Genomic DNA, 20,871 nt, shown 5'->3' with positions numbered 1-20,871 from the left:
ATGCAACATAAAAAAAATGGTATTTTATTTATTGCGATTTTAATTACGCTTTTTACCTATTCCCAAAAAACAACTATTTACACCAATAATTTAGCAAGCTATAATGAAGCTATTGAACTATATCAAAATAAATCGTACAATGCAGCACAAGCTAAATTTAAAGATATTGCACCACAGTTTGATGCTACTTCAGAATTAAAAGCAAATTGTGAATTTTACATAGCTGATTGTGCTATAAAATTAGGATTACCAAATTCGGATGAATTAATGCAGCAATTTGTAACTAATTATCCAACAAGCACTAAACAAAATAGTGCCTTTTTACATGTTGCTAATTACTATTTTAAAATCGGAAAATACAGTTATGCAGCAAAATGGTATTCTAAAATTAATCCTAAAAGTATTGGCAGGTATAACCAAGAGGAATTTAACTTTAAATACGCGTATTCTTTATTTGTCAATAAAAGTTATGTCAAATCAAAAAAATTATTTTTTAACTTATTTACTTCGCAAGAATATGGCGCACAAGCTAAATATTATTACGGTTATATAGCATATAAGCAAAACGATTATAGTACTGCTGAAAAATATTTAAGTAGCGTTGAAACCAATGAAAATTTTAAAACTAAGGTTTCTTATTATTTAGCCGATATGAATTTTAAACTAGGTAAATTTCAAAAGGCAATAGATAATGGTTTACCTCTTCTTGATAAAGCTAAAGGATTAGAGTTATCTGAAATTTCTAAAATAATTGGAGAAAGCTATTTTAATCTTCAAAAATTTAAAGAAGCCATTCCTTATTTAAAAAATTACAAAGGCAAACGTGGTAGATGGACAAATACGGATTATTATTTGCTTGGCTATGCTTATTATAAACAAAATGATTACGAAAATGCTATAAATACTTTCAACAAAATTATTAGTGGAAATAATGAAGTTGCACAAAATGCTTATTATCATTTAGCCGAATGTTATTTGCAATTAAATAAAAAAACGGAAGCCTTAAATGCTTTTAGGAATGCTGCTCATTTAAACTTTAATACAGCTATACAAAAAGATGCTTGGTACAACTACGCCAAATTAAGTTATGATATTGGAAACCCGTATAAAAGTGTTCCAAATGTTTTACAAGAATACCTTGATTTATACCCTAAATCTGAAAAAAATAAAGAAATTAAAAGCCTTTTAGTAAGTGCTTATATAACCTCACGAGATTTTAAAGGAGCTTTGGATTATTTAGATAAAAACAAATCGGATGTAAACCAAGCTACACTTCAGGAAGTTGCTTATTATAGAGGTATTGAACTTTTTAATAAACAAAACTTCGCATTAGCTATAGAAAATTTTGATAGATCATTAGCTAATCCTGTAGATGCTAAAACTATTGCGTTAGCAACTTATTGGAAAGCAGAAAGTAATTATAGATTAAATAATTTTACGGAAGCTCTCCACAATTTTAAATCCTTTTTCAATAATTCAAACGCCTCAAATACCGAAGAATTTAAAACTATTCATTACAATTTAGGTTATACTTACTTTAAACTAAAAGATTATCCAAATGCTATTCGTGAATTCAAATTATTTGATGCACAAAATACAGAATTAAACTTTAAAAACGATAGTTACTTAAGAATTGCTGACTCTTATTTTGTAACAAAAAAGTATGCAAATGCAATTGAATATTATAAAAAATCAATAGAATCTACAAAGTTAAGATTAGATTATGCTCAATTCCAAATTGCAAATTGTTATGGTTTTTTAGGAAAAGAAAACGCTAAAATTAAAGAATTACAATCCTTGTTAAATAAACATTTAAGATCTATCTATAACGATGATGCTTTATATATTTTAGGAAATTCATATATAAAACAACAAAAAACTGAGGATGCTATTGCTTCCTTTAATCAATTAATTTCAAACTATAAAAGAAGTCCGTTAGTTCCAAAAGCAATCTTAAAAAAAGGATTAATTTATTATAATTCCAATAAAAATCAAGAAGCACTTACTGCTTATAAAAAAGTTGTTTCGCAATTTCCTAAATCTCCAGAAGCACAACAAGCAGTTAAAAACGCTCGAGAAATTTATGTAGATTTAGGCCAAGTTGATGCCTACGCAAAATGGGTGAAAACAATTGATTTTGTTTCCGTTTCTAATGCCGAATTAGATGATGCTACTTATGAGGCTGCAGAAAAACAATATTTATTAAATAACACTAAAAAAGCCATAACCAACTTTGAAAAGTATTTAGAAAGTTTTAATAATGGTCTTCATAGTTTACAAGCTAATTTTTATTTAGGACAACTATTAACTAATACAAATCAAGAAAATAAAGCCATCACAAACTATACTTTTGTTATTGAACAACCTCAAAATGAATTTACCGAAAAATCATTAGTACAACTTACCTTAATTTATTTAAAACAAGAAAATTGGCAAAAAGCAATTCCATTGTTAACCCAACTAGAATCTAGTGGGAATTCACAACAAAACATTGAATTTGCACAAGCCAATTTAATGAAAGCATACTATCATCAAAAAAATTATGACAAAGCGGTTAATTATGCCGAATCTATTTTAAAAAGCCCTAAAGTAGAAAATAAAACAGCATCCGATGCACAACTAATAATTGCTCGTTCGGCCATTAAAACTAATAATTTTGATAAAGCTAGAAAAGCATATAGTACCGTTGAAAAAATTGCCTCTGGCGAACTAAAAGCTGAAGCTTTATATTACCACGCTTATTTTGAAAATAAAGATGGAAGTTATAGAGTTTCAAATGAAATCGTTCAAAAAGTTGCTGCAAATTACGCTTCATATAAATATTGGGCTGCAAAAAGTTTACTAATTATGGCCGATAATTATCATCAATTAAAAGATGCTTTTCAAGCAACTTACATTTTAGAAAGTGTAATTAAAAACTTCTCTGAATTTGATGATGTAATTACGGAAGCAAAAAGTAATTTAAAACAAATTAAAGCGGAACAAGCTAAGACTAATGAATCCGTAAACACTAACAAAAATTAAGTAAGATTAGTTAAAACCTCTATTAAAAAACACACCATGCAAAAGTTTTATATCATATTTTTATTCTTGTTAATTTCTGGAATTGCTGTTGCACAAAAAACTAAAAAGGACACGCTTAAAACAGAAGAAATTACGGTTGTTAAATCTTATACACCTAAAATATCAGACGCCTTTAAATTAAAAACAAATCCTAGTATTAAAAATGAAGATTTTTTAAAAAAGGAAAAGGTAAATTATAAAATAAACTCTGTACCTGTAGCCTCAACTTTTACACCAAGTAAAGGAAAAGTAAAAGGATTAAAAAGAGAACCAAAAGAAAAACTATTTAACAGTTATATTACTGCCGGATTTGGAAATTATACAACACCTCTTTTTGAAGCTTTTATAAATACTGCAGATCGTCGTTATTACGATTTTGGTTTATTTTTAAAACACCAATCCTCTATTGACGGAATTGAAAACACCTTACTAAACTCAAATTATTCCGATACTAAAATAGAAAGTTACTATCAGCAATACGAACGTTCTTTAAATTATAAAGTTACTGCAGGCGTACAACAACAAATAATAAATTATTATGGTTTGCCTTCAAACACTACATTTGATCCAACTGTAATTGATGCAATAAATGAGAAACAAATTTATAAAACGATAAATATTGGCGGAAATTTAGCACTTGAACATTCTTTCTTAAAAAATGTAGATGCAAAAATTCAAAACTTTTCAGATGATTATAAATCGAATGAGATAAGAGCAACAATAAAACCAAAAATTGAATTACCAATTGCAACAGAAACATTATCTAACGATTTTTTAGTAGATTTAATTACAGGGAAATTCAAACAAAATTATACAAATACAAACAATATAAAATATAGCTTTTTTAACGCTGGATTTAATCCTAATTTAGTAGTCCTACGAAAAAATCTATCTATAAATTTAGGAGCAAAATTGTATTATTCTTCTAATTTAGAAACTAAAGAAACTTCGTTTTTTGCTTATCCAAAAGTTACAGCATCTTATAAAATAGCAGAGGACAATTTAATTTTAAATGGAGGAATTACAGGCGATTTAATTCAAAATAGTTATCAAAATTTTGAAACCGAAAATTCGTTTGTTTCACCAACGCTAACTATTTTACAAACCGATGAGCAATACAATGCTTTTTTTGGTGTTAAAGGAAAACTTAACAATAATCTAAGTTTTAACACATCGGTAAGTTATAATTCACAAAAAAACAAACCTCTATTTGTTCAAAATCCTACGCAAACTGATGGAACTATACAAGTTACAAACGCATACCAAGCAGGAAATTCATTTCAAGTAATTTACGATGACATTAAAACTTTAAACTTTTTAGCAGAAATAACTACAGAAGTTTCTAAAGAATTTCTTTTTACAGCAAACATTTCGTATTCAAATTTTTCAACAACAAATCAACAAGAAGCTTGGAATTTACCAACTATAAAAGCATCTGCAACTGCAAATTACAAACACAACAATTGGTTTGTAAATGCAAATTTATTTTATAGAGGAGAAACAAAAGATTATGTAATGCCTTATAATAACTCAACTGGTATTATTGTAAATAATAAATCCTATTTAGATTTAAATTTACACGGAGGTTACATTTTTTCGAATCGTTTAACAGCATTTGCTAAAATTAATAACGCATTAGGTGAAAAATATCATCAGTTTATAAATTATCAAGTTCAAGGTTTTCAAATTTTAGCTGGAATTACATATAAATTCAATTTATAAATTCACCTTATAAATCAATATTATTTTTTGTAGTTTTAGGAATTCTAAAACCAAAACTATATGAAACCAATTTTATTGATGTTTAGCATTATGCTATCCCTAACACCATTTTCCAAAATTACTATGGATAAAAAAGAAAAAATTGCTACTACCGAAACAGACTCATTAACTATAGCAAATTTCTTTAAAAATTCACTTACTAAAGGAAAAAGTTACGATTGGTTAAGAGATTTAACTACTAATGTTGGTGGACGCTTATCAGGTTCTCCCGAAGCTCAAAAAGCAGTTATTTGGGGTGAAAACTTATTAAAATCATTAAATTTTGATAAAGTATGGCTACAACCTGTAATGGTACCTCATTGGGTAAGAGGCGAAAAAGAAAAAGCATATTTTACAGTTAACAATACAAAATATGATGTTCCTATTTGTGCGCTTGGAGGTTCAATTGCTACTTCAAAAAATGGAGTTATTGGAGAAGTTGTTGAAGTAAAAAGTTTAAAAGAAGCTACCGAAATGGGTGAAAAATTAAAAGGCAAAATTGTGTTTTTTAATCGTCCTTTTGATGATGCTTTACTTAACACATTTCATGCTTATGGAGGTTGCGTTGACCAACGTTATAGCGGCGCAGCAACTGTTGGAAAGTTTGGTGCATTAGCGGTGATTGTTCGTTCCATGACTTCTAGTATTGATGATAATCCTCATACAGGAGCAATGTCATACGGAAGTATTCCTGAAAATGAAAAAATTCCTAATGCAGCAATAAGTACAAATGCAGCAAATTTATTAAGTAAAAAACTTAAAGAAAATCCAAATTTAAAATTCTATTTTAAACAAAGTTGTCAAACATTACCTGATGAACCTTCCTTTAATGTTATTGGTGAAATTAAAGGGAGTGTGTTTCCAAATAAATACATAACTGTTGGCGGTCATTTAGATTCTTGGGATTTAGCTCAAGGCGCACATGATGACGGAGCTGGTATTGTACAATCTATTGAAGTTTTACGATTATTAAAATTAAGCGGAATTAAACCTAAACACACTATTAGAGTTGTTTTATTTATGAATGAAGAAAACGGTTTAAGAGGTGGTAAAAAATATGCTGAAGAAGCCAAACTTAATCATGAAAATAATATTGCAGCTTTAGAATCTGATTCAGGTGGTTTTACACCAAGAGGATTTTCAATAGGATCCACAGCAAATAATTATAAATTATTTTTAGGATGGAAAAAGTTACTTTCTCCTTATGGTTTAAATGATTTTTCAGTAGGACATGCTGGTTCCGATATTGGTCCATTAAAATCCGATTCTATTTCTTTATTCGGTTACAGACCAGATTCTCAACGTTATTTTGATTATCATCACACTGCTATTGATACATTTGATAAAGTTAACAAGCGTGAATTAGAATTAGGTGCAGCATCTATGACTTCCTTAGTTTATTTATTAGATAAATATTTAAATTAATATACATATTATGAAAAAAGCGACTTTACTTTTATTATTAATCTCAATTTCTTGTACCAAAAAAGAAAAAATAGATAGTATTGTAATTAATGGAAATATTTACACCGTAAATGCAAATTTTGATACAGCTGAGGCTTTTGCTATAAATAAAGGAAAAATTGTAGCTGTAGGAACTAACTTAGACATTCAAAAAAGATTTTCTGCCTCAAATATTATTGATGCAAAAGGAAAAACTATTGTTCCTGGTTTTTTTGATGCACATTGTCATTTTTATGGTTTAGGGCTGCAACAGCAAAAAGTAGATTTAACTGGTACTAAAAGTTTTGATGAGGTTGTACAACGTATTGTTGATTTTCAAAATAAAAATCATGTTTCCTACATAACAGGAAGAGGTTGGGATCAAAACGATTGGGATACTAAAGAATTTCCAACCAAACAAAAATTGGATGAATTATTTCCAAATACTCCAGTTGCCGTTAATAGAATTGATGGACATGCACTTTTGGCAAATCAAGCAGCAATAGATTTAGCCGGTATAACTGTTAAAACACCATTTTCAGGAGGAGATATACTTCAAAAAAACGGAAAATTAACAGGGATTTTTATTGATAATCCAATGGATTTAATAACAGCAAAAGTCCCAAAACCTTCAAAAGAAACGCAAATTAAAGCATTAAAAGCTGCTGAAAAAATTTGCATAAGTTATGGTTTAACAACAGTTGATGATGCTGGACTTCCAAGAGAAGTAATTGAATTAATAGATAGTTTACAAAATTCAGGAGATTTAAAAATCCGTATGTACGCAATGGTTGCAAACACTCCAAAAGATGTTGATTACTATTTAAAAAAAGGTATTTATAAAACGGATAGACTAAATGTTAGGTCTATAAAAGTATATGCTGATGGAGCTTTAGGATCAAGAGGAGCTGCTTTAAAAAAGCCTTATTCCGATATGCATAATCATTTTGGAGCTTTATTGTCATCTCCAGAAGAATTTAAAAAAATAGCAAAAAAAATAGCTGCTTCCGATTATCAAATGAATACACATGCTATTGGAGATTCTGCAAATTATTTAATCCTTAAAACCTACACGGATGCATTAAAAGGTCAAAAAGACAGACGTTGGAGAATTGAACATGCTCAAATTATTGATTCAGAAGATTTTCATTATTTTAAAAATATTTTACCTTCTATACAGCCAACACATGCAACTTCTGATATGTATTGGGCAAAAGATAGACTAGGTGCAGAACGAATGAAAGGAGCTTATGCTTACAAAGATTTGTTAAATGAATATGGAAAAGTAGCTTTAGGAACCGATTTCCCTGTTGAAAAAGTAAGTCCTTTTTTAACTTTTTATGCTGCTGTAGCTCGTAAAGATATAGATAATTACCCTAAAAATGGCTTTCAAATGGAAAATGCTTTAACCCGTGAAGAAACTTTAAGAGGAATGACTATTTGGGCAGCTTATTCTAATTTTGAAGAAAAGGAAAAAGGCAGTATTGAAGTAGGTAAAATGGCCGATTTTATTATTCTGGATAAAGATATTATAAAAACTGAGCTATCTAATATTCCAAATATAAAAACTGAAGCAACCTATATTGGAGGAGAAAAAGTAAATTAATTTATTGTTTCAACATAAGCATCCATATCAACCATTTATTCCAGAAAATGCAACTAAATTAATTGTGGGCACCTTACCTCCTCCTCGATTTACCATAGGAAATTTAAAAAAAGGAGATGTAGATTTTTGTTATGGAAGTATTGATGGATTACTTTGGAAAGTTTTAGATACTATATTTAATTTGAATTTGCATTTTGAAACAACCGAATTTGCTATTGAACAACGAAAAAACTTTTTAATAAAGAACCAATTAGGAATTTGTGATATTGTAGAATCCTGTGAACGAAAAAAATTAGATGCTTCCGATTTAGGCATGGAGAATATTCAGCTTAGAGATATGCTTTTTTATTTAACTAAGTTCCCAAAAATTGATACTCTTTTATTAACTGGTGGAAATAGTAAAAATGGACCTGAATATCATTTAAGAAAACTATTAAAAGCCAATAAAATTACGCTTACATCTATCTCTAACAAACCCCCAAAAGTGCATCAATTTAAAATAAATGATAATAGAAACATTAAAGTTGTTTCATTAACTGCTCCGTCAGGAAGTGCAAATAGGGCTATTGGTAGTAATAATCAGTATAAATTATTAAAACAACAAAACCCTAATTTCAACACATTTGATTTTAGGGTTTTACAGTATAGCGCTTATTTTAAAAATTAATTTAGGATATCTTCAACAAATTTAGAAATAGTTTCTGTTCCATTCTCTTGTAAAAAATTAATAAAAGCCGAACCAATAATTGCTCCATTTACATATTTACAAGCAGTATCAAATGTAGTTTTATTTGAAATTCCAAAACCAGCAATTAAAGTACTTTTTAAATTCATTTTTTTAATTCGTTCAAAATATGCTATTTGTTTTGAAGATATTTCACCTTTTGCACCTGTAATTGAGGAAGAAGCAACAACATAAATAAAAGCATTGGTTATTTTATCGATTTTTAAAATTCGCTCTTCCGAAGTTTGTGGCGTAATTAAAAAAACATTGGTAATACCATAATTTGCAAATAATTGTTGGTAATGCGAATCGTATTCAATCATAGGTAAATCTGGTATAATTACAGTTTCAATTCCACATTCTTTACATCGCTGACAAAATTTAACTTCTCCATATTTTATCACTTGGTTTAAATATCCCATTAAAATTAGAGGGATTTTAATAGTATCTTTTAAAGATTCCAATTGATTGAAAATTATATCCAAATTAATTCCATTCTTCAAGGCAATTGAACTACTATGCTGAATAGTTGGTCCATCTGCTAACGGATCAGAATATGGTAAACCAACTTCTAAAAAATCTACACCATTATTTTCTAAACTTTTAATTATTATTTCCGTATCATTTAACTTTGGAAAGCCTGCAGTAAAAAACACAGAACATAGATTATGCTGTTTCGTTTTAAATAAACTAGTTAATTTACTCATCTTTTAAATTTGTTATATAAGTTTCTAAATCCTTATCTCCTCTTCCTGATAAGTTAATTACAATTACCTGGCTTTTTTCTAACTCCATTTTTGGTAAAACTGCTAAAGCATGAGCCGATTCTAATGCAGGAATTATTCCTTCTATTTTTGTTAATTCATAAGCTGCTTTTAAAGCTTCATTATCGGTTGCGTTCATAAATTTAGCACGTTTGCTTTCGTGTAAAAAAGCATGTAATGGTCCAATTCCAGGATAATCTAATCCTGCTGAAATGGAATACGGTTCAACAACCTGACCAAATTCATCTTGCATTAAAATGGTTTTACTTCCGTGTAAAACACCAACTTCACCCAATTTCGATGTTGCTGCAGTTTCTCCACTATGAACTCCTAAACCAGCAGCTTCAACTGCTATTAATTCGACACTTTCCTCATCTAAATAATGATAAAAAGCTCCAGCAGCATTACTTCCTCCTCCAACACATGCTATTACCGTATCTGGATTTTCATTTCCTGTTTGAAGCAATAATTGCTCTTTAATTTCCATACTAATAATAGATTGCAAACGAGCCACCATATCAGGATATGGATGAGGACCAACAACAGAGCCTATTAAATAATAGGTGTCTTCTGGGTTTCCAATCCAATCACGAATTGCTTCATTAGTAGCATCCTTTAACGTTTTACTTCCGCTTGTAGCTGGAACAACTTTTGCTCCTAACATTTTCATACGTGCAACATTTGGAGCTTGACGCTTAATATCAACTTCACCCATAAAAACAACACATTCTAAGTTCATTAAAGCACAAACTGTAGCTGTTGCAACTCCGTGCTGCCCTGCTCCGGTTTCTGCAATAATTCGTTTTTTACCAAGTTGTTTTGCAACTAATATTTGCCCGATGGTATTATTAATTTTATGAGCTCCTGTATGACATAAATCTTCGCGTTTTAAATAAATTTTTGCACCATACTTTTCAGATAATCTACTTGCAAAATATAATGGAGTTGGTCTTCCTACATAATTATTTAATAAACTTTTAAACTCTTTTTTAAAGGAATCTGATTCTAATATTTTTAAATAATTATCTTCTAATTCTTTTACATTAGGATATAGTAATTCTGGAATAAAAGCACCTCCAAACTTACCATAATAACCATTTTCATCTACAAAATAACTCATATTAAGTTCTCTTTAAATTCTTTAATTTCATTTATATTTTTTAACGCTGGTTCAATTTCAAAACCACTGTTTATATCCACTCCTTCAAAAGCTGAATGCATTATTTTTTGAATTTCCGACACATCATTTTTGGAAATTCCTCCACTTAATAAAAACGGAACATTTCCTCTGTATTTTTGAAGTATTTCCCAATTAAATTTTATACCATTTCCACCATAATTTGTTCCTTTTGTATCAAATAAAAAATAATTGCAACTATTTTCATATGCTAATATTGAATTAAAATTAAAATTTTCATCTACTGAAAAAGCCTTTATAACTTCAAGTTTATAATAATGTAATTTAGCACAGTATTCAGGAGTTTCATTGCCATGTAATTGCACAACATTTAATTGGTATTTTTTTACTTTATCAAGTATTACATCTATATTTTCATTTACAAAAACACCTACTTTTTTAATTCCTTTAGGAAAATCAACTTGTGGAAAACCTTCTACAAAACGCTTCGATTTATTGTAAAATATAAAGCCAATAAAATCTGGTTTCAAAGCTAACAAGCTCTGAATATTTTCAGCATCACGCATTCCACAAACTTTAATTTTCATTTTTATTATAATTGATTTATAAATGCTTGGCAACTTAAACCTGGATTTACCGTTTTCATAAAATTTTCTCCAATTAAAAAACCTTGAAAACCATATTCTTTTAAACCTGTTATTACCCTTGGATTACTTAATCCACTTTCGGAAACTTTAATACAACTATCGGGAATTTGATTTGCTAATTGAATAGAATGTTCTAAATCCACTTCAAAAGTTTTTAAATTTCTATTATTAATTCCTATAATTTTATTATTTAGTTCAATTTTATCTAGCTCCTCTTTATTGTGAACTTCATATAAAACTTCTAAACCTAAATCTTCAGCTAATTTTCCATAATTTTTAAGTTCTTGTTTTGTTAAATAAGCTGCAATCAACAAAATAGCATCTGCCCCAATAGCTTTAGCTTCCACAATTTGAAATGCATCTACAATAAAATCTTTCCTTAAAATAGGGGTCATTTCATTTACTGTTCTTGCTTGAATTAAATCTAAAACTGTTCCTCCAAAAAAATGAGTATCTGTTAAAATGGATTGTGCGGCAACATTTGCGTCTAAATAACCTTGTGTTACATCTATAACCTCAACTTTATCATTTATAATACCCTTTGAAGGTGATTTCCTTTTAAATTCAGCGATAATTCCTGTAGAATTTTTAACTGTTAATGCCTTTTTTAATGAAATTGATGTTCGATTAAAATTAGGACTCTTTACTAATTTTTCTACTGCTACTTCTTGCTTTAATTTTGCTACTTCTTGTTTTTTATGTGCAATTATTTCATCTAAAATATTCATAGTATAATTTCAAATTTTAATTATCACTAATTAGTAATTAATTTTTTTAAACTTTCTTTTGCTTTTAAACCTAATAATGACGATTTAGCTTCTTCAAATGCGCTTTCAAATGTTTTATTATTATCTATTATTTTTAGTGCAAATGCTGCATTTGCTAACACTGCGTTATTTTGTGCTACCGTACCTTTTCCATCTAAAATAGCAACAAATATTTTAGCTGATTCCGCTACAGAATCTCCACCAAAAATTTCCGATTGTTTTAAAATTTGCAATCCTAATTGTTCAGGAGTTATTAACTCTTCGTTTTCTTTAGTAAATAATTTGAAAGCACTTGTTAATGAAATCTCATCATAACCGTCTAAACTATAAACAATGCCATAATTTTTAGATGTTTCCTGCAACAAATAATTATAAATTCGTGCAACTTCCAAATTAAAAACTCCAACCAATTGATTTTGTGGATTACTAGGATTTACCAAAGGCCCTAACATATTAAAAAAGGTTTTTAAACCTAATTCTTTACGAACAGGTCCAACAGCTTTCATTGCTGGGTGAAATAATGGAGCGTGTAAAAAACAAATATTAGCTTTATCTATTTGACTTTTTAAAATAGATGCATCATTCGTAAATTTATAGCCTAAATACTCTAACATATTTGAAGAGCCGCTTACAGAAGAAACGCCATAATTTCCATGTTTTGCAACTTTGTTTCCTGTACCAGCAACTACAAATGAAGTTAATGTTGAAATATTAAATGTATTTTTACCATCACCTCCTGTTCCACATAAATCAATGGTATTAAATTCGGACAAATCTATTTTTACGGCCAATTCTAATAGCGCTTCTCTAAAACCAGCCAATTCTTCAACGGAAATTGGTCGCATCATAAAAACTGTTAAAAATGAAGCCATTTGAGAAGAATTATATTGCTCATTTGCTATTTGAATCAATACTTCTTTAGCTTCCTGTTTTGTTAAGCGTTGTTGCTCAAATAATTTATTTAATATTGTTTTCATTACTGATTTGCTTCTATAAAATTACGAACCATTTGTTCTCCTAAAGGCGTTAAAATAGATTCAGGGTGGTATTGCACTGCGCTTATATTGTATTTTTTATGCTGTAAAGACATGATTTCTCCAAACTCATCTACGGAAGTTATTTCTAATTCGGAAGGAAAATCTTTTAAAGATGCAATCCAAGAATGATAACGCGCTGCATCAAATTCGACTGGAATATCTTTATAAATTATAGCATCAGAATTAGTTACTTTCATAGTTGTTGCAACTCCGTGAAAAACAGAATCTAAATTTTCTAACGATCCTCCAAACACTTCAGCTATGGCTTGTAAACCTAAACAAACACCGAAAATTGGTTTAGTTGCTGCATAGGTTTTAATAACTTCTTTTAAAATTCCTGCCTCATCAGGAATACCTGGACCTGGAGACAAAATAATTAAATCGTATTCATTAATTGCTTCAATTTCTATTTCATCATTTCTAAATACTGCTGGATATTCTCCTGTAATATTTTCAACCATATGTACCAAATTATAGGTAAATGAATCGTAATTATCTATGACTAAAATCTTCATGTTTTTTTAAATATTTTCTGCTAAGATTAATGCTTTTTTTAAAGCTGCTAACTTATTATTCACTTCTTGTAACTCTCCTTCTTCGCTAGAATTTATAACAATTCCTGCTCCTGCCTGATAAAATAAAGTATTGTTTTTACTTACAAAGGAACGAATTGCAATTGCCAAATTTACCGAATTATCTAAACCAATAAAACCAACCGCACCTCCATAAAAACCACGTGTTTGATTTTCGTAAGAATCAATTAATTCCATTGCTTTGTATTTTGGCGCACCACTTAAAGTACCTGCCGGAAAAGTATCTCCTACTATTTCAATAGCTTTTCCTTTTGGTTTTCCCTGAACTGTTGACACTAAATGAATAACATGGCTAAAATATTGCACTTCTTTAAAAACCTCAACTTGTACGTTGCTTGCATGTTTACTTAAATCGTTACGCGCCAAATCTACCAACATTACGTGCTCAGAATTTTCTTTTTTATCTTTTGATAATTTCTCTCCTAACAAAATATCTTGTGCCATATCTCCAGTTCTTCTAAAAGTTCCTGCAATTGGATTAATAATAGCTTTTTCTTTATCAATTTTTATTTGTGCTTCTGGGGAAGAACCCATTAATTTAAAATTACCATAATCAAAATAAAATAAATATGGCGATGGGTTTATAGAACGTAAAGCTCTGTATACATTAAAATCATCACCAGAGAATTTTTGTTGAAATTGACGCGACAATACTAATTGAAAAACGTCGCCTCGTTTGCAATGTTCTTTTGCTTTTGCTACATTATTTTTAAAATCTTCGTCGGCACAATTAGAAGATTCTTCTCCAATACTATGAAATTTGTATAAACCGTATGTTCTTGAATTTATTAACGTTTGAATTTCTTGAATTCTTGATTTTTCACCTTCTTCAATATTTTCAATTAGTACTAATTCATCATTAAAATGATTAATTGCAATAATAAATTTAAAGAAACTAAATTGAAAATCTGGTATTTCTGAAGGTGCTTTTTTAGCATTTAGCTTTATATTTTCAAAATATTGAATCGCGTCATAAGCGATATAACCGTAAAATCCGTTAAACGATTTTATAGTTTCATCACAAGTAACAGAAATAGTTTTTTTGTAGATTTCAAAAATATCATAAAAGTTATTATCAATACTTTTTGTATCCAGTTTTTTACTTCCATAATAATACGAAAAAGTACTTTTATCTGCTTTTAAAGTTACAATTGGCTCTACACAAATAAACGTAAAACTTTCTTCTTTACTGTGATAATCAGAACTTTCTAACAGTAAACTATTGGCATACTTATCTCTAATTTTGGAATACATTCCTACTGGCGTAATGGTATCTGCCAATTGTTTTTTTGATATCGTTTTAAATTTTAAATTCTTCATTTTTTCTAAAATAAAAAAGGACTTATCTCGCGATAAGTCCTTTTGTTATATGTGTTATATAAATATAGTAGTTCTTGCTCGCTTATTGTTTAAGAGAGTTCCACCACCAATTCATATTTAAATTATATATCTTCATTATTTATGACAAATGTAGCATAGATTTTTAAATGAACAAATTATTGCTAAAAAAATTATTGCTAAACTATACTTAAAATTTGTATTATAATTATTAATAATACCATAGCAATTGGATAAACCGTTGCATATGCTAACGCTGGAGCATCTGTATCTACCATATTATCTACCGCTGCTAAACCTGGTGTACTTGTCATACTTCCAGTTAAAGTACCCAACAATGTAAGCAAATTCATTTTTAAAAAATATTTAGCAACAATTGTGGTAATTATCATAGGAATTAACGTTATAAGTACTCCATATAAAAATAATTCTATTCCATAATTTTCAAAAGTAGCTTCTAAACTTGATCCAGCACTTGTACCTACTGCAGCTAAAAAGAAAAGCAACCCAAATTGTCTTAAAATTTGGTTAGCGGCACCTGTCATAGTCCACATAATTGGACCTGTTTTTCCTGTTCTACCTAATATTAAAGCAAGTAACAATATACCTCCTGTTAACCCCAAACTGAAAGAAAAATCACCAAACGTAATACTTAATTTTCCTACTAAAATCCCTAAAATAATTCCAAAGGAAATTGGTAAAAAGTCTGTATTAGATAATTGTTTGTCATCATTACCAAAAATTCGGGTTACTTTTTGCATATTCTCTTTGGAAGAAATAACCATTATTTTATCCCCAAATTGTAATCTTGAAGAAGGACTAGGAGAAAGGTTTATTCCTGATCTTCTAATTCTAGTAACTGTTGCGCGATATTTATTTAATAAATGAAGTTGCCCTAGTGATTTTTTAACTACCTCTTTATTAGTAACTAACAGAGATTTTACATCAAAATTAGAACTTAATGAAATTGATTTTTTAGTTTCTGGACCTATTAATAATTTAACGCGCTCTAAAGCTTCTTCCGTACCAACTGCTTTTATTAAATCTCCTTTTCTAAAAATGGTTTCTGGCTCTGGAACAAATGCAATATTATTTTGTAACACTCTAGATATAACTGCTTTAGTCATAAATCGCACATTAAGTTCCTTAAAACTTTTACCTATTACGTTTTCATTTTCTACTATAAAATGCTTTTGCAAAATTTCGGGATACTCGGTAGCCATTTCGCCTTTATATTTATATTCTTCTTCTTTTACATTAGCTCTTAAAATTTTAGGTAAAAAACTTACAAAAATAATAACTCCTATAACTCCAAATGGATATCCAATACCATATCCAATAGAAGCTAAAGAAGAACCCGTAACATCAATAGCAACCGCTAAACCTGGTGTACTTGTTAAAGAGCCACTTAGTAAGCCTATAGATAAATTTTTATCAACTCCGCCAAAATAATAAACTAAAAAAGTAATTAAACCCGCACTCACCACTAATAAACCAGCTAATAATGCAAGTTCACGACCATTTTTTTTAAAAGATTCAAAAAAACTTGGTCCGGCTTGGATTCCAACCGTAAAAATAAAAAGTACTAATCCTAAATATTGAAAATCTTTTGGAACAACTACTCCATAATGTCCAAAAAAAAGTGCTACAAATATTACTGCTGAGACGTCTAAAGAAATTCCTTTAATTTTAATTCTACCAATTATAAAACCGATAAAAATAATTAAAAATAAGACAAAGTAACTATTACTAAATAAACTCATTTTAATAATTTTTTAACAAAATTACGGACTAATTTAACGTGATGAATTTATTATTTATAAAAATAACGAAAACGTTTCCTTTTTAAACAAAAAACCCAAGCTAACGCTTGGGTTTAAATTCTTAATTTAATTATTTAAACTAATGATCCTAAATAACGTTCTGCATCTAATGCTGCCATACAGCCTGTTCCTGCAGCTGTAACTGCTTGCCTGTATTCTTTATCTTGTACATCTCCTGCTGCAAAAACACCAGGCAAATTAGTTTTGGTAGATTTTCCTTTGGTAATTAAATAACCTGTTTCATCCATATCTAAAACACCTTTAAATATATCTGTATTTGGTTTATGACCGATAGCAACAAAAACACCTGTAACGTCAATCACTTCTTTTTCATTAGTTTGATTGTTAAATACTCTAATACCTGTAACTACATTATCTCCTAAAACTTCATCAATTTCTGTGTTGAATTTCACTTCTAAATTAGGAGTATTTTCAACTCTTTTTTGCATAGCTTTGGAAGCTCTCATATAATCTTTACGAACTAATACAGTAACTTTTTTACAAATATTAGCTAAATAAGTTGCTTCTTCTGCTGCAGTATCTCCTGCTCCAACTACCACAACATCTTGTCCTTTATAAAAGAATCCATCACAAGTTGCACAAGCTGATACTCCTCCTCCTATTAAACGCTGTTCACTTTCTAAACCTAAATATTTAGCAGTTGCTCCTGTAGAAATAATAACCGTTTCTGCTTCTACAACTTTAGATTCATCTATAGTAACTTTATGAATTCCACCTACTTTAGTACTAAAATCTACTTTAGTTACCATTCCAAATCTAACCTCAGTTCCAAAACGTTCTGCTTGTTTCTTCAAATCTTCCATCATTGCATTACCATCTGTTCCTTCTGGATAACCTGGAAAATTATCTACTTCTGTAGTAGTTGTTAACTGGCCTCCCATTTGCATTCCGGTATACATCACTGGTTTTAAATCTGCTCTTGCAGCATAAATTGCAGCTGTATATCCTGCTGGGCCTGATCCAATTATTAAACATTTTATTCTTTCAATAGTATCTGACATAACTTGTATTTTTATTTTTTATGAATAACAAATTTATGGCATTTTATTAGAATTTTACTGGTTTAATAATAATTTTTAATAATGCTTTTATAGAAATATATGATAAGTTATTTAAACTACCTCCTTATTCTTTTTTTCAGGTATAAAAGACATTGCTCTTTCTGTCATTGCCGTAATTGTTAAAGAAGGATTTACCCCTGGATTAGCAGATACGGCTGAGCCATCACAAACCAGCATGTTTTTATATCCAAATACTTTCTGATTTATATCAATTACTCCTTCTAATGCATTTTTACCAATAACTGATCCTCCCAAAATGTGTGCTGTAGAAGGCGCTCCAGTAATTAAATCAATCTTTACCATAAATGGTTCTCCATCAATTATTTTTGCAGTTTTTATTGCCAATTCATCTGCTCCTTTTATAAATGGAGTTGCTTTTTCTCCGGAAGACATAGATGTTTTTAAATTAAACCAACCTCGTTTTAGTTTTAAAGTACTATCTAAATGTTGCATAAACAAAAGTATAACTGTTTGTTTTGCAAAATCTTTTGCAAATAAAGCTCGACCTAAAATCCAAGGTTTAAAAATGGTTTTGAAAATTAATTTTGGAATTCTAACCATTGCTTTTTTATTAAAAACCATAGGTAAAATAAAAATTTTCCAAAAACCAGAACCTGATCTATATCTAACTGGTTCAATATGTCCATCTTCATTTGGTGGAAAAATAGAACCAATTGCTATTCCTTTAGAATAATCTTTATTTGATTTTTTGGTTACTACCATTGCTAAATTTTCATTGTTGGTTCTTATATGATCTCCTACAACATTAGATAAATTAGGTAATCGATTCTTCTTTTTCATATCCAACAATAATCGGTTTGTTCCTAATACTCCTCCTGAAAAAATAACGCCTTTAGCTTTTATAGTTTTTTTTGATTTTAGTAAAGAAGTTGAACTTTTAACCGTTATTAAATAGCCATCTGAACCATCTTCCTTTCCAATGGTCATTACATCTTTTACTATGGTTTCCGCTTTTATTTCTGCACCTTTTTTTTGAGCTAAATACAAGTAATTTTTATCTAATGAATTTTTCGCATTGTACCTACAACCCGTCATACAACCTCCACAAAATCTGCAACCTTCCCTACTAGGACCTTCTCCATTAAAAAATGGATCAGGTACTTCTTTCTCAGGTTCGCCAAAAAATACGGAAACATTAGCTGGTTCAAATTCTTTTTCTTTATTATACATTTTTGCCACTTCAAACAGAGCCTTATCCGCATCAAATAATTTAGGATTTTTTGCAGCTCCTAACATTCGTTCTGCTTCTGCATAATATGGTTTTAATTCTGTTTCCCAATCTGCTAAACCTTTCCAATTTCCTCGGTTATAAAAATCTTTATGTGGTCTTGGTAAAGTGTTTGCGTAGACTAATGATCCTCCCCCAACTCCAGTTCCGCTAATTATGGTAACATCTTTTAACATGGTCATTTTAAAAATTCCAAAAAAGCGAAAAGTTGGTAACCACAACCATTTTTTCAGATTCCAATTAGATTTAGGAAAGTCCTTTTTTTTAAACCATTTCCCTTTTTCTATAACTAAAACTTTATATCCTTTTTCCGATAATCGCAAAGCAGAAACTGCGCCTCCAAATCCACTTCCAATAACTACATAATCGTACTCTTGTTGTATTTCTTTCATAAAAATATTTTTAAAACCATTTAATAGTTAAATCAATCAGTTTTTGCTTAAAATTATTATATGGAGGCATTAACAATTCTAGTGCACCTGGTACGTGCTGGTTATAAATACTTCTGGCATTTGAAAAAGCTTGAAAGCCAAAAAATCCGTGGGATTTTCCAATTCCACTATTATTAGAGCCTCCAAAAGGAAGATTATTATTGAAAAAGTGAATATCATTACTGTTTACACAAGTTCCGCCTGCTCTAGTATTTTTAATTAAATAGTTAATATTTGTTTTTTTACTACTGTAAATATATAGTGCTAATGGTTTTTCTTTGCTATTAACATGATTAATTACTTCTTCAACATTTTTAAAACTGATAATTGGCAACACTGGTCCAAATATTTCTTGTTCCATAATTTCGGAATCTAAAGAGACATTTGTAATAAGTGTTGGTTGTATATATTTATCATCAACAGAACTAATTCCTCCAAAGGCTATTTCAGCTCCTTTACTTTTTGAATCTTCAATTAAATTTAAAATTCGTTTAGTATGTGATTTATTTACAATTCTTGGAAATGCTTCTGATCTAGTAATATCATCTCCAAAAAATACTTTTAAATATTTTTGAAATGCTTTCACTAATTCTTCTTTTATATTTTCATGTACTAAAATATAATCTGGAGCAATACAAATTTGACCTGCGTTTATAAATTTCCCCCAAACTATTCTTTTAGCAGCATTATCAATATTAGCTGTTTCATCAATAATAGTTGGTGATTTTCCACCTAATTCTAAAGTAACTGATGTTAAGTTTTTAGCAGCTGCTGCCATAACTATTTTCCCAACATTTGGCGATCCAGTAAAAAAAATGTGATTAAAAGGAAGCGATAATAAATGTTTTGATGTTTCAACAGCTCCCTCAATAACAACAACTTCATCTTCGCTAAAAATAGATTTTACTATTTTTTTGATAAGGTGCGAAGAATTAACTGTATGTTCCGAAGGCTTTAATATAACAGTATTTCCTGCTGCAATAGCTGAAACTAATGGTCCGAAAGTAAGATTAAAAGGAAAATTCCATGGAGATATTATAAGACAAACTCCTTTTGGTTCGTATTGAATATGAGAAGATGCACCTAAAAAAGCTAATGGTGTAGACACACGCTTTCTTCCTGTCCATTTTTTTAAACTATTTAAAGTATGTTTAATTTCACCTGTAATTGGATAAATTTCAGTTAAATCTGATTCTGAAGGATGTTTTTTAAAATCATTGTATAATGCTGTTCTAATTTCGTCTCTAAAAGTAACCTCAATAGCCGTTTTTAATTGCTTTAGTTTTTTCTTTCTTTCTACAATTGATCTATTAGCAACCTTAAACTGGTTTCCTTTTTGATTATTAAATAGGGTTTGAATTTCGTTAAAACTTAAGGTGTCCTTTATTGCTTCCATTTACTTGAA

Annotated in this window: 16 protein-coding genes; 5 read left to right on the top strand and 11 right to left on the bottom strand. The window is 29.4% G+C overall.

The genetic code is table 11. From position 1 onward, the window contains the following. The 5 genes from R3342_RS05735 to R3342_RS05715 are packed head-to-tail and all read left to right on the top strand — an operon-like array spanning position 1 to position 8,540. Positions 1–3,024, top strand: a complete 3,024-nt coding sequence (locus R3342_RS05735; RefSeq protein ID WP_318938836.1) for a tetratricopeptide repeat protein — start codon at positions 1–3, stop codon at positions 3,022–3,024. A 36-nt stretch (positions 3,025–3,060) separates the two neighbouring features. Further along, positions 3,061–4,785 carry a TonB-dependent receptor gene (locus R3342_RS05730; protein WP_318938834.1) on the top strand — a complete coding sequence of 575 codons (1,725 nt, stop codon included), beginning with the start codon at positions 3,061–3,063 and terminating at the stop codon, positions 4,783–4,785. Between the two features lie 60 nt (positions 4,786–4,845). Next, positions 4,846–6,249 carry a M20/M25/M40 family metallo-hydrolase gene (locus R3342_RS05725; protein ID WP_318938832.1) on the top strand — a complete coding sequence of 468 codons (1,404 nt, stop codon included), beginning with the start codon at positions 4,846–4,848 and terminating at the stop codon, positions 6,247–6,249. Positions 6,250–6,259: 10 nt separating this feature from the next. Beyond that, positions 6,260–7,873 (top strand): amidohydrolase, encoded by a 1,614-nt coding sequence (locus R3342_RS05720; protein ID WP_318938828.1) that lies wholly within the window; start codon positions 6,260–6,262, stop codon positions 7,871–7,873. A gap of 4 nt (positions 7,874–7,877) precedes the next feature. After that, positions 7,878–8,540 (top strand): uracil-DNA glycosylase family protein, encoded by a 663-nt coding sequence (locus tag R3342_RS05715; protein ID WP_318938827.1) that lies wholly within the window; start codon positions 7,878–7,880, stop codon positions 8,538–8,540. Here the strand turns inward: R3342_RS05715 and trpA are convergent. The 11 genes from trpA to R3342_RS05660 form a co-directional block, all read right to left on the bottom strand. Further along, complete coding sequence (gene trpA / locus R3342_RS05710; RefSeq protein ID WP_318938825.1) at positions 8,537–9,304, bottom strand: tryptophan synthase subunit alpha; 768 nt, start codon at positions 9,302–9,304, stop codon at positions 8,537–8,539. The two genes, R3342_RS05715 and trpA, sit on opposite strands and share 4 nt — an antisense overlap. Next, on the bottom strand, positions 9,297–10,481 hold the full coding sequence (gene trpB, locus R3342_RS05705) for a tryptophan synthase subunit beta (protein ID WP_318938823.1): 1,185 nt from the start codon (positions 10,479–10,481) through the stop codon (positions 9,297–9,299). Before trpB ends, trpA begins: the two co-directional genes overlap by 8 nt. Continuing rightward, a complete protein-coding gene (locus tag R3342_RS05700) occupies positions 10,478–11,086 on the bottom strand; it encodes a phosphoribosylanthranilate isomerase (protein ID WP_318938821.1) in 609 nt (202 codons plus the stop codon). Before R3342_RS05700 ends, trpB begins: the two co-directional genes overlap by 4 nt. A gap of 5 nt (positions 11,087–11,091) precedes the next feature. Continuing rightward, positions 11,092–11,874 (bottom strand): indole-3-glycerol phosphate synthase TrpC, encoded by a 783-nt coding sequence (trpC, locus tag R3342_RS05695; protein WP_318938819.1) that lies wholly within the window; start codon positions 11,872–11,874, stop codon positions 11,092–11,094. A 26-nt stretch (positions 11,875–11,900) separates the two neighbouring features. Further along, positions 11,901–12,890 carry an anthranilate phosphoribosyltransferase gene (gene trpD / locus R3342_RS05690; RefSeq protein WP_318938817.1) on the bottom strand — a complete coding sequence of 330 codons (990 nt, stop codon included), beginning with the start codon at positions 12,888–12,890 and terminating at the stop codon, positions 11,901–11,903. Further along, positions 12,890–13,465, bottom strand: a complete 576-nt coding sequence (locus R3342_RS05685) for an aminodeoxychorismate/anthranilate synthase component II (protein ID WP_318938816.1) — start codon at positions 13,463–13,465, stop codon at positions 12,890–12,892. The genes trpD and R3342_RS05685 overlap by 1 nt, the downstream gene beginning before the upstream one ends. Before the next feature lie 6 nt (positions 13,466–13,471). Further along, positions 13,472–14,863, bottom strand: a complete 1,392-nt coding sequence (locus tag R3342_RS05680) for an anthranilate synthase component I family protein (RefSeq protein ID WP_318938813.1) — start codon at positions 14,861–14,863, stop codon at positions 13,472–13,474. Positions 14,864–15,060: 197 nt separating this feature from the next. Next, positions 15,061–16,644, bottom strand: a complete 1,584-nt coding sequence (locus tag R3342_RS05675; protein WP_318938811.1) for an aspartate:alanine exchanger family transporter — start codon at positions 16,642–16,644, stop codon at positions 15,061–15,063. 134 nt (positions 16,645–16,778) lie between these two features. After that, a complete protein-coding gene (gene trxB / locus R3342_RS05670; RefSeq protein WP_318938810.1) occupies positions 16,779–17,726 on the bottom strand; it encodes a thioredoxin-disulfide reductase in 948 nt (315 codons plus the stop codon). A 111-nt stretch (positions 17,727–17,837) separates the two neighbouring features. Further along, positions 17,838–19,427 (bottom strand): GMC family oxidoreductase, encoded by a 1,590-nt coding sequence (locus R3342_RS05665; protein WP_318938808.1) that lies wholly within the window; start codon positions 19,425–19,427, stop codon positions 17,838–17,840. Between the two features lie 10 nt (positions 19,428–19,437). Next, a complete protein-coding gene (locus tag R3342_RS05660) occupies positions 19,438–20,862 on the bottom strand; it encodes an aldehyde dehydrogenase family protein (RefSeq protein WP_318938806.1) in 1,425 nt (474 codons plus the stop codon). Positions 20,863–20,871 lie beyond the last annotated feature (9 nt).

Source organism: Lutibacter sp. (genome assembly GCF_033723435.1).
Lineage (GTDB): Bacteria > Bacteroidota > Bacteroidia > Flavobacteriales > Flavobacteriaceae > Lutibacter.
This window is presented reverse-complemented; position numbering and strand designations above follow the sequence as displayed.

What these genes read in the sequence shown, in the direction of transcription:
- R3342_RS05735 (WP_318938836.1), top strand. Translation starts at nt 1, where the DNA reads ATGCAACATAAAAAAAATGGTATTTTATTTATTGCGATTTTAATTACG.
- R3342_RS05730 (WP_318938834.1), top strand. Translation starts at nt 3,061, where the DNA reads ATGCAAAAGTTTTATATCATATTTTTATTCTTGTTAATTTCTGGAATT.
- R3342_RS05725 (WP_318938832.1), top strand. Translation starts at nt 4,846, where the DNA reads ATGAAACCAATTTTATTGATGTTTAGCATTATGCTATCCCTAACACCA.
- R3342_RS05720 (WP_318938828.1), top strand. Translation starts at nt 6,260, where the DNA reads ATGAAAAAAGCGACTTTACTTTTATTATTAATCTCAATTTCTTGTACC.
- trpA (WP_318938825.1), bottom strand. Translation starts at nt 9,304, where the DNA reads ATGAGTAAATTAACTAGTTTATTTAAAACGAAACAGCATAATCTATGT.
- trpB (WP_318938823.1), bottom strand. Translation starts at nt 10,481, where the DNA reads ATGAGTTATTTTGTAGATGAAAATGGTTATTATGGTAAGTTTGGAGGT.
- R3342_RS05700 (WP_318938821.1), bottom strand. Translation starts at nt 11,086, where the DNA reads ATGAAAATTAAAGTTTGTGGAATGCGTGATGCTGAAAATATTCAGAGC.
- trpC (WP_318938819.1), bottom strand. Translation starts at nt 11,874, where the DNA reads ATGAATATTTTAGATGAAATAATTGCACATAAAAAACAAGAAGTAGCA.
- trpD (WP_318938817.1), bottom strand. Translation starts at nt 12,890, where the DNA reads ATGAAAACAATATTAAATAAATTATTTGAGCAACAACGCTTAACAAAA.
- R3342_RS05685 (WP_318938816.1), bottom strand. Translation starts at nt 13,465, where the DNA reads ATGAAGATTTTAGTCATAGATAATTACGATTCATTTACCTATAATTTG.
- R3342_RS05680 (WP_318938813.1), bottom strand. Translation starts at nt 14,863, where the DNA reads ATGAAGAATTTAAAATTTAAAACGATATCAAAAAAACAATTGGCAGAT.
- R3342_RS05675 (WP_318938811.1), bottom strand. Translation starts at nt 16,644, where the DNA reads ATGAGTTTATTTAGTAATAGTTACTTTGTCTTATTTTTAATTATTTTT.
- trxB (WP_318938810.1), bottom strand. Translation starts at nt 17,726, where the DNA reads ATGTCAGATACTATTGAAAGAATAAAATGTTTAATAATTGGATCAGGC.
- R3342_RS05665 (WP_318938808.1), bottom strand. Translation starts at nt 19,427, where the DNA reads ATGAAAGAAATACAACAAGAGTACGATTATGTAGTTATTGGAAGTGGA.
- R3342_RS05660 (WP_318938806.1), bottom strand. Translation starts at nt 20,862, where the DNA reads ATGGAAGCAATAAAGGACACCTTAAGTTTTAACGAAATTCAAACCCTA.